3 protein-coding genes are annotated in these 3,878 nt (G+C 38.7%); all 3 read left to right on the top strand.

All coding sequences use genetic code 11. The features are described 5' to 3' along the window. Positions 1–303: transposase (locus F6K54_RS28105; protein ID WP_293085045.1), on the top strand; the 303-nt coding region annotated here is incomplete at its 5' end. Next, complete coding sequence (locus F6K54_RS28100) at positions 296–547, top strand: hypothetical protein (RefSeq protein WP_293085043.1); 252 nt, start codon at positions 296–298, stop codon at positions 545–547. The genes F6K54_RS28105 and F6K54_RS28100, both read left to right, overlap by 8 nt. Positions 548–597: 50 nt before the next feature. Beyond that, positions 598–3,878: filamentous hemagglutinin N-terminal domain-containing protein (locus F6K54_RS28095; protein WP_293085040.1), on the top strand; the 3,281-nt coding region annotated here is incomplete at its 3' end.

The raw sequence follows: 3,878 nt of genomic DNA, 5'->3' as shown, positions 1-3,878 counted from the left end.
AAGCGTAAAGCCAAGTACCAAAGTCATCTCAAAGGCAACAGAAAAACTAGCCGTAAGATAGAAGCGTTAACCTATCACCGAAATCGTTTTGTGGAGAATTATTTGCATAACACCAGTTTCTTAGTGGTTAAGTATTTAACCACAAATAATATTGGTACTGTAGTCATAGGAAAAAATGATAACTGGAAACAAAGTGCAAATATGGGCAAAAAAAACAACCAAAATTTTACCCAAATACCACATGATAAGAAAGCCCAAGCAAATTACTTACAAATGTCAGCTAGCAGGAATAAAGGTGATTGAAACAGAGGAAAGCTATACAAGCAAAACATCTGCCCTTGATCTAGAGCAACCAATAAAACATGAAACTTATGGGGGTAAACGAGTCAAACGTGGTTTATTCAGGAGTGGAACTGGTATAGCCATTAATGCTGACGTTAATGGCAGTCTTCAAATTATTAGAAAGAAATTCCCAGAGGCATTTACTGCCGAGGGAATAGTGAGCTGCGCCGTACAGCCAGTATTGGTTAATCCAATATCAAGATAAAAGCTGTCACGATTTTCTAAAGTTTTATTCGTACGGTGAATATTCTTTTTATGAAACCGACTAAATTAAAATTTTATACTATAATAACTCTGACTATAATTTTAGGCAAATTAGCAACAATACTCCCTGCCTACTCCCAACCCATAACCCCTGCTAATGATGTCACAGGTACAACCGTAAATCAAAACGGCAACCAATTCAATATCCGAGGTGGAACTCACAATGGCTCTAACCTATTCCACAGTTTCGACCAATTTAACCTTAACACTAACCAAACCGCTAACTTCCTAACCACCCCAGACACCCAGAATATTTTCGGCAGAGTTACAGGAGGCAATACCTCAACTATTAACGGTCTCATTAAAGTTATCGGCGGTAACTCCAACCTCTTTCTAATCAACCCCGCAGGCATAATGTTTGGTCCTAACGCCAGCCTTAATATACCCGCCTCATTCACTGTCACCACCGCCACTGGTATTGGCTTTAACAACAATAATTTCTGGTTTAAAGCTATAGGAACAAACGACTACTCACAATTAGTTGGAAACCCAAGTGGGTATAGGTTTAACCAAAATAACTCAGCCGCTATAGTTAATCAAGGAAATCTCAATTTAAACCCCGGAGAAAATCTGACTTTGTTAGGTGGCACAGTTGTCAACACAGGGCAACTATCCACTCCAGGCGGTAACATCACCATCGCAGCAGTAGAAGGCAGTAGTACCCTGAGAATATCTCAACCAGGACATTTATTAAGTTTGGAAGTCAACCCAAAAAAAGTAAATGAGGAAGATATTTCTCAGCTCACTCCTCTATTTTTACCAAACTTATTAACTGGTGGAGACAACAAACACGCCACATCCATAATAGTTAATGCTGATGGTAATGTAGTGTTGACAGATAATGTAACAATTGCCAATACTTCAGGAGACGCTATTGCTTCAGGAAATATAGATGTATCAAATTCTGATAATATGGTCGGACAAGTTAATATCTTTGGCGATCGCGTAGCTCTCATCAATGCCAATATTAACGCTGATGGTTTAAATAGTGGGGGAACAGTATTAATTGGAGGTGACTTTCAAGGCAATGGAATAGTTCCTAGTTCTCAGCAAACTTCTGTTAATCAAAACTCTTTTATTTCTGCTAATGCTATTACAAATGGAGATGGAGGTCAAGTCATTGTTTGGTCAGATGGAATTACTAATTTTGACGGAAATATTAGTGCAAAAGGAGGAGAAAATTCTGGTGATGGAGGCTTTGTGGAAGTATCAGGAAAACAAGGATTAAATTTTAACGGTCAGGTTAATGTTAGTGCTGAATTTGGCAATACAGGAACAATATTATTAGACCCAGAAAATATTATTTTAGGAGGTTCAGAAAGTAATACTTCCCTAGAAAACTCAGAGGGGAATATTATTCTACAAGCGGATAACGACATAACAATTAATGAAAATATAGAAATAGACTCATCTGTACAATTACAAGCTGGACGTAGTATTAATATCAATGCTGATATTAATACATCAGGTGGTGATGGAAATATTAACTTATTTGGTAATAACGATCAAATAAATTCTGTTGACCGGAGTGATGGACCAGCATCAATAAATCAATTAGATGGAACAACATTAAATGCGGGAAATGGCACTATTAATATTCAGTTAGGAAATTTAGGAGAAGTCGGCGATATAAATCTAGCAAACTTAACAACAAGAGGGCAGGTATTAGTCAATGCAAATGGAGGAAATATTGCCAGAGTTTCTGAGAATTCAATTATTAATGCGGGTAGTGGTTTATTTCTAACTTTTGACACTGGAGGAATAGGTTTAATTGATGCACCATTACAGTTGAATGTGTCTTCTTTAGAGTCAGTTGCCGGAAATAGTGGAGTATTTTTTGAGTTGTTGGAAAGTGTGAATATTGGTGGGGTTAGTGAAAATGTAAATGGTATTTCGACTATTGCTGGAGGAGATCTTGTTCTCAGGAGCGAAGGAGATGTGACGGCAACTGAAGATATTTTTACTGATATTTCTGGTAGTGAGTTAGGAGGAGATATAAATATTACAGCCCAAAACCTTTTGGTTACCAATGGCGCTCAAATATCTGCTAGCACCTTTGGCAATGGCGACGCCGGGAGAGTTGATATCACAGTTGAGAATGCTGTAACATTTGATGGAATATCTTCAGATGGCTTTGCCAGTGGAGTAATTAGTGGTATTGGAGAAGGAGCAGCAGGGAATGCGGGAGGCGTGAACATTACCAGTAGTTCTTTGGCAGTTACTAATGGCGCTCAAATATCTGTCATTAATCTTGGCAATGGCAATGTAGGGGGAGTAGATATTACAGCAAATAATATAGTCTTTGATGGAGGAACTGCAAATAGTGTCAGCGGAGCATTTAGTCGAGTGGGAGCAGGAGCAGAAGGGAATGCAGGGGGTGTGAACATTACCAGCAGTTCTTTGGAAGTCATTAATGGTGCTCAAATATCTTCCAGTACCCTTGGCCAAGGAAATGCTGGCAATATAAATATTGCCACCGACTCTCAACTAATAATTGCTGAAAACAGCGAAATATCAGCTTTCACAGAAAGTACAGCAGATGGAGGCAATATTATCATCACTTCTCCAGAAACAATTAATTTTCAGGGTGACGGAGAAGTTAGAGTTGGCAGTAGTGGAGCAGGCAATCCTGGCAATATCATAACAACAATTGATACTATCCCTAATCAAGAGAGTCCGGAAATGATGGAATCCGATTCTCCTGGGAATGAAAACCAATCTCCTAACACTCCTGCTCCTAATACTCCTGATGTAATTTCACCTAATCCTCCTGGTAATGAAAACGAAGTGCCCAACACTCCTGCACCTAATCCTCCTGGTAATGACAACCAATCTCCTAACATTCCTGCTCCTAATACTCCTGCACCTAATACTCCTGGTAATGACAACCAATCTCCTAACACTCCTGCACCTAATCCTCCTGGTAATGACAACCAATCTCCTAACATTCCTGCTCCTATCACTCCTGGGAATGAAAACGAAGTGCCCAACACTCCTGCACCTAATCTTCCTAGTAATAACAACCAATCTCCTAACATTCCTACACCTAATACTCCTGATGTAATTTCACCTAATATTCCTAGTAATAACAACCAATCTCCTAACATTCCTACACCTAATACTCCTGATGTAATTTCACCTAATATTCCTAGTAATAACAACCAATCTCCTAACATTCCTACACCTAATACTCCTAATGTAATTTCACCTAATATTCCTAGTAATAACAACCAATCTCCTAACATTCCTACACCTAATACTCCTAATGTAAT

Origin of the sequence: Okeania sp. SIO3B5 (genome assembly GCF_010692555.1) — a bacterium.
Classification (GTDB): domain Bacteria; phylum Cyanobacteriota; class Cyanobacteriia; order Cyanobacteriales; family Microcoleaceae; genus Okeania.
This window is presented reverse-complemented; position numbering and strand designations above follow the sequence as displayed.